The organism is Nostoc paludosum FACHB-159 (assembly GCF_014698835.1).
Lineage (GTDB): Bacteria > Cyanobacteriota > Cyanobacteriia > Cyanobacteriales > Nostocaceae > Nostoc > Nostoc paludosum.
Genome location: NZ_JACJTU010000068.1, coordinates 24229 through 30316 on the forward strand (window position 1 = coordinate 24229; position 6088 = coordinate 30316).

General features: G+C 41.0%; 5 protein-coding genes. All 5 read right to left on the bottom strand.

The features are described 5' to 3' along the window. Positions 1–37: 37 nt before the first annotated feature. The 5 genes from H6H03_RS34940 to H6H03_RS34960 all read right to left on the bottom strand — a co-directional run bounded on the left by H6H03_RS34940 (position 38) and on the right by H6H03_RS34960 (position 5915). Complete coding sequence (locus H6H03_RS34940; RefSeq protein ID WP_190959603.1) at positions 38–373, bottom strand: hypothetical protein; 336 nt, start codon at positions 371–373, stop codon at positions 38–40. Between the two features lie 117 nt (positions 374–490). After that, the gene (locus H6H03_RS34945; RefSeq protein ID WP_190959604.1) at positions 491–2077 is read right to left on the bottom strand and encodes a B12-binding domain-containing radical SAM protein; all 1587 of its coding nucleotides are present in this window, start codon (positions 2075–2077) and stop codon (positions 491–493) included. A 168-nt stretch (positions 2078–2245) separates the two neighbouring features. Next, complete coding sequence (locus H6H03_RS34950; protein WP_190959605.1) at positions 2246–3475, bottom strand: DUF4336 domain-containing protein; 1230 nt, start codon at positions 3473–3475, stop codon at positions 2246–2248. A gap of 372 nt (positions 3476–3847) precedes the next feature. Continuing rightward, complete coding sequence (locus tag H6H03_RS34955) at positions 3848–4429, bottom strand: Uma2 family endonuclease (RefSeq protein WP_190959606.1); 582 nt, start codon at positions 4427–4429, stop codon at positions 3848–3850. Between the two features lie 52 nt (positions 4430–4481). Continuing rightward, entirely contained in the window at positions 4482–5915 is a 1434-nt protein-coding gene (locus H6H03_RS34960; RefSeq protein WP_190959607.1) for a carotenoid oxygenase family protein, read from the bottom strand. Positions 5916–6088 lie beyond the last annotated feature (173 nt).

Consider the following 6088-nt stretch of genomic DNA (forward strand, 5'->3'; position numbering starts at 1 on the left):
ACCGCTTGACTGAATTAGGAATTATTGATATTCGTCTTTACTGCGATCGCGGCTTTTCTGGCATAGCATTAAATGATGGTTGGACAACTTCATTACCTGGGTCTACTGCCTTTGCTCCTCTTGCAGCTTGTCTTATAGCATTCAGTGATGGTTGGGCAACTTCATTATCTACCAAGGCATTGGTATTAGTACTGTTATTCAAACTATTCGCTAGTTTTCTACGAAGTGACTCTAAAAACATAGTATCATTACCAAGATCGGAAGCTTCGTCCTCATGGATATCTTCGATTTGATTGCGTCGTTCTTGGTATTTCTCAATCAGACCATCGATAGCTTCAATGATAAACTTTATGTCTTTAAACGACAAATTCATTTTAATTTACCTAGATAAAATAGTGTTATGTCACAAAAAAATTCAGGTAAATTTAAAATAAAATGGTAACGGCTAATAAGTAATTTTTTCACTTTTACCTATTAACCGTTACTATGTTTAACTAACTACCGCTTCAGCTTTTTCTTTGACTGGCACGTAGGGTTTTTCTGCACCCTGCGCCAGATATTCTGCTAGCTGACTTTCAATTTGATCGCGGACAATTTGGCGATATTCTAGAAAATGCTCGTTGTGGGCACAAGCAGCGATGTAATGCTCAATAACTCCGGGGTTACGTTTGAGAATGCTAAATAAATGATGCCAGAATTTCCAACGGGTTTCGCGTTTGATTCCTTGTCGCCAAATCACAATTAACAAGGCTTTTATAACTACCCACTCTGGCATTTTAGCTGGTGCTTTCCAACTTGGTAAACCCATCATCAAGAAGCAGCGGTAGGTGCGATCCAAGTATTTAACTGGGTCGTATAAAGTACAAAATGCCTCAATATATTCTCTGGCAAGTTCTTCTAAAGGACGGGTGGGAAGAAAGTTCATCAAAGTTGTTTGGTTGATGTTGCCATCTTGATTTTCCCGGAGTCGTCCTTCTTTTTTCAGGCGATGCCACAGCGCGGTATTGGGTAACGCTTGTAACATGGCAAAAGTAGTTGAAGGAATTGCTGCTTCTTCTGCAAAGCGGACAATGCGATCGCCTGCACCGGCTTTTTCGCCATCAAATCCAATAATAAACCCAGCCATCGGGCGCAATCCAGCTTTGGTGATGGTTTGCACTGCCTCAGTTAAAGAATTGCGAGTGTTTTGAAACTTCTTGGTCAGTTGCAAACTATCTTCATCCGGCGTTTCGATTCCCAAAAACACCGCGGAGAAACCGCACTCAACCATTAATTCCAACATTTCTGCGTCTTGTGCCAAGTCCACTGAGGCTTCAGTGTCAAATCGGAAGGGATATTTATGTTCTGCCATCCAGACTTTTAACTCTTTAAGCAACAATTTCACATTGCGTTTGTTGCCAATGAAGTTATCATCTACCATGAACACACCCCGCCGCCAACCTAGTTCATAGAGGTAATCTAACTCTGCTAATAGTTGGGCTGGGGTTTTGGTACGTGGTTTGCGGCCGTAGAGAACAATGATGTCACAAAATTCGCACTGGAAGGGACACCCCCGCGAAAACTGCACGGACATCATATCATAGGCATCCAATTCTAATAAATCAAAGCGGGGTATTGGTGTGCTTGTGACATCTGGTTTTTCTGTGGCACGAAAAATGCCAGATGTTTCTCCCCTTTGAATTGCCTCGATAAACATCGGCAAAGTAATTTCGCCTTCATCCAAAATTAGGAAATCTGCACCCACATTTTGGACTTCGTGAGGTACAGAAGTCGGGTAAGGACCGCCGACTGCAACCAACTTACCACGCCGCTTTGCTTCTTGGATTTGGTCGAGTAAATCTTGTTTTTGGACAATCATCGCCGACAAGATGACTAGATCTGCCCACGCCCATTCCTCTTCTGTTACTGGACGAATGTTGCGATCTACTAGCTTAAATTCCCATTCTTGGGGCAGAATTGCTGCTACTGTTACTAAACCTAGAGGTGGTAATAAAACCTTGCGATCGACTAATTCCAAAATTTTTTCATATGACCAAAAGGTTTTGGGAAATATTGGATACACCAGCAATACTCGCATTTAGTATCAATCCTCACACTTTGCTTATTATCCCAACTCTAACGAAAATAAAGACTTATTGACTTTTTATGAAAGTTGTTTTAGTTTACCACTGATATTCAATGGGAAGTGGTGAGTGGCGAGTGGGGAATTCTTTACTTCTAACTTGGAACTATTTTGCGTTTTTTCCTACACCTTCTCCTTTGCTGGCGGGACGATGCTAAATTTATTTAAACTTACGTCGATTTCCTTAAGTGTTTTAAAATCCTCTTCTGGTAACGGATAGGTGTTACTGTTAAACACATCGGCACCAAAACTAGGCTGTTTTTCTAAGAATGAGAAAGCTTGACGAAACTCATAAGGCTGGGCTTTAATCGGTGCATCAAAGTGGCAAGGAATAATCCACTCAAAGTCCCAACTTGCAACTTTATCAGCCCAGTTGATGGTTTCTTTGGGTGCGCGATTGAGAATTAGCGTCTGTAAAATTGGTGCTACAAACAACCGACCGTTGCCCCGTAGGGCATCAAACGATCGCTGCCAGTCCTGCCATTTAAAGGGATACAATCCAAAATAAGCTTTTTTCGAGCGTTCTGATGCTTTGAAGGCATCTTGGAACACCTTACCCCAAGGACGTATTTCTAAACCGTTTGGTTTAAAGTATAAAGCAAACAAGCAGATACGCTGCCATCCCTTGCGGCGATTTGCTTGAATGTCTGCAACAATATCACAAGCATTATCCTTGGCATGGAATAGCAACGGATATGGATCTAATTGGACGATCGCAGGCGGATCTTCTGGAATCGAAAGTACTGAATCTGTTACAAGGAGAGAATGCGATCGCTTGTGAAAAAAAGCAACTTCCGCAAACCGACCAGTTCCAAGGTAGATGGGGCCGAGCATGGCATAATCAAACTCATCAGCAAAGGGTGTTTTGCTACTATCTTCTGGAAGTAGCTGAGTGCGTTTTGCGGGTAAGCCAAGCCAACTAAGGGGGAGATTTAGCGGGAAACTCCATTGATTTGGAGCTACAAACACCTGTGCAGTGGGGAAATATCTGGCGAAGGGGCCAACGAAAACCTTGTGTTCTAGACCGGAGACAGTTGGCAGAATGATATATTTGACATTACCATGTTCGGCTACCAACTCATTCACAAGCCGGATGCACTCTGGGGTAGGCGCAACAGGGGCATAAACTAAAAGACCGCCTGTTTGAAGCTTAACCACAGTCATGCGAATTGGTACGACAACGTAAAAGATGCCTTGAATCTGGTCAAAATTCCAGATTGTATCCTTAAGGACTTCTTTGCGGATTGTCCGCCGCCTACCATAAGGGTAGAGTGGCACAAGAGGCCATAATCGCCAGGAAAAGTCCCTTGGATGAATCTGTTCTGCATTGACTATGCGTTCATCATCAACCACTGTGCGACTCCCTCCAAATTCCCCGATCTAAATTTTAATAGAATATTATATTTTCGCGTTGCTGAGTGCAAATGTGGATTAGTCTCACGCAGAGACGCATTCGGCAAAGCCGTTCCCGTTCGCGTAGCGTCTCCGAAGGAGAAGGGTAGACGCAAAGAAGAATTCAAGAAATGCAATTTTTCCATTTTCTTTTCAAATTCTTGGACGCGAGTTTAATTATTGTGTTGTTATTAGACTTCTTGCAGAAGTCGGGGAAAGGGGAAAAGGTTTGGTATTTTCCTTTCCCTTTTAACATGTATCCCTTTTCCCACCTCTTGCAAAAGTGTTTTTTGCAAGAGGTCTATTTATTATTTTATATAAACTACAGTGAGATTATTCTTTAATCTCAAAGTCAACTTTATCGTAAATATCTAATAATGAGATTTCAAATTGAATAGAGGATAGGGTTAAAATACTATTCTCATCTTCGTATTCTGAAAAAATCCATTTTTTGTTGTCAGTTTTATAATACTGCTCTACATGATGTGTGTACTGGTCTATTAAGACATATTCTTGAAAACTTGGTATGCTACGATAAGCGGCAAATTTTTCATCTACATCATAACTTCTAGTAGATTTAGATAGCACTTCAGCAATTATCAAAGGATTGGTAATTGTATCTGTACGTCCTTCAGCAAATTCTAATGAACCTGCAACAACCATGACATCTGGATATGTATGAATTCGCTTTTTAGGAATCCATAAACGTTGTTCAGCTACGAAAACTCGATAAGGCTGCCGCTTCAAAGCAAAATTCAAAGATGCACTCAGATTCAGAGCTATTTGATTGTGATTTGGTGTTCCACCTGTCATAGGTATAATTTGACCATCTATATATTCATTACGATAGTCTGAAATGACCTCTAATTCTAGATATTCTGCGGGAGAATATTGACGTTGTTCTTGTAATTGCATAAGACGAAACAATTTTGGATTTGAGATTTTGGATTTTGGATTAGTGGAAAATTTATGCTGGGTTCCAAGTACCGTGGAAACTGTGAGGAATTACGCTAGGTAATCCTAGTTTACAAACTGGTTCTGCATCTAGGTCGCTATCAAATATCCAAACTTCACTCTTATCAGAATTACCATCATAAACTACGACTAATACCCAACCTTGTTCGGGATTTTGACTATCTTGGGCGTAGATGGGTTCTGAGGTATAGATATTTTCTCCTAAGTCTACCTCAGTAAGGGTTTCAGTTTTGTAATCAAAACGAGCGATCGCACTGAACCATTCTTTACCTGGATTCATTCTTTGTGGAAGCAATGCCACATAAGTATAACGCCAAGGTTGTGCAACTTGCGCTCGTGGCACCACAGGAAATTCACAAACGCGGTTGATAACTTCGTCGCTTGCTGTCACTTTGGCAGTTTGAAGATTAAGATGCACTTGCCATAATGTTCCATGAGAATTTGTGTGCGTCTCACCAGTTGCAAACTCTCTAAGATATTCATTACTTTGTTGAAAATCTGAATATCGCACCACATCTAAAATCACCGAACCGTCTTGATTTTCATAGCCATTACCAAAATGCCAATTAAACCAAGGTTCGGTTTCGCCACGACTGACTAAAGATAAGTTTTCTCTGTCAAAAATTAATACCTGAGTTCCTAATTTTGGTTCCCATAATAAAGAATCACTAAAAGTAGTTAAACCTACTAGAAATGACAGCATTTTCATCCGCATTGGTGGCATGAAAAATACCAAATATCTTTGGGTTAAAACAAAATCATGTATTATTGAATAGCGATCTAATTTGAAAGTAGATTTTTGAATAATTTTGCCAGAGGCATCGCTTTTATAGAGATTCAGTTGTACAAAACTTCCTAGACTGATGCCAAAATTATAAATTTCGCCTGTATGTGGATCGCGTTTGTAATGAGCAGAATAAGGTAACCCATTATCCAAACCACCTAAATCATCTAATCCCTTTGTTTCTACAGTTTGCAAATCAAGGGCATAAGGTTGAGTTGCTTCCCACAAAGCCAACAGTTTATCGGGTAAAGCCAACACTGAAGTATTAGCTGCATTCTTAATTTGCTGATTCCACCGCTTCCAAATCGGCCCCGGCGTGTGCATACCATAAACACCATAAAGGAATTTATCTGCTTTAGTTTCAGCTTGATATTCTGCTGTTTGCACATAGCGATAAACTCCCGTCACTCCTGCATCGGTGAAATGCACGCCAAGAATCGCGCCATCTCCATCAAACCAGTGCCCTACGCGCATACCACCGCGTTCTAGCCGCGCCGGGCCATTGCGGTAAAGACTACCACGCAAACCATTTGGGACTTTTCCAGAGAGAATTGGCAATTGGGTAGGGGGAAATTCTGTTGCTGGTTTGGCGATCGCACCTGCCCAAGCTCTTTTTGTTGACTTTTGAGTAATAGTATGCATACCAAATCAATATTTGAGAAATTATTAATCTACACAGTTGCATTTTACATTTTCATCATGACTGAGCTTAGTGGTGCAGAAAAGTCCTGAAGAGTTGATATATGGGGGATATCACAGTGAGACAAGAGTGACAGAATGGGGGACGACATGGGATGCTCAAGTTTCCACACAAA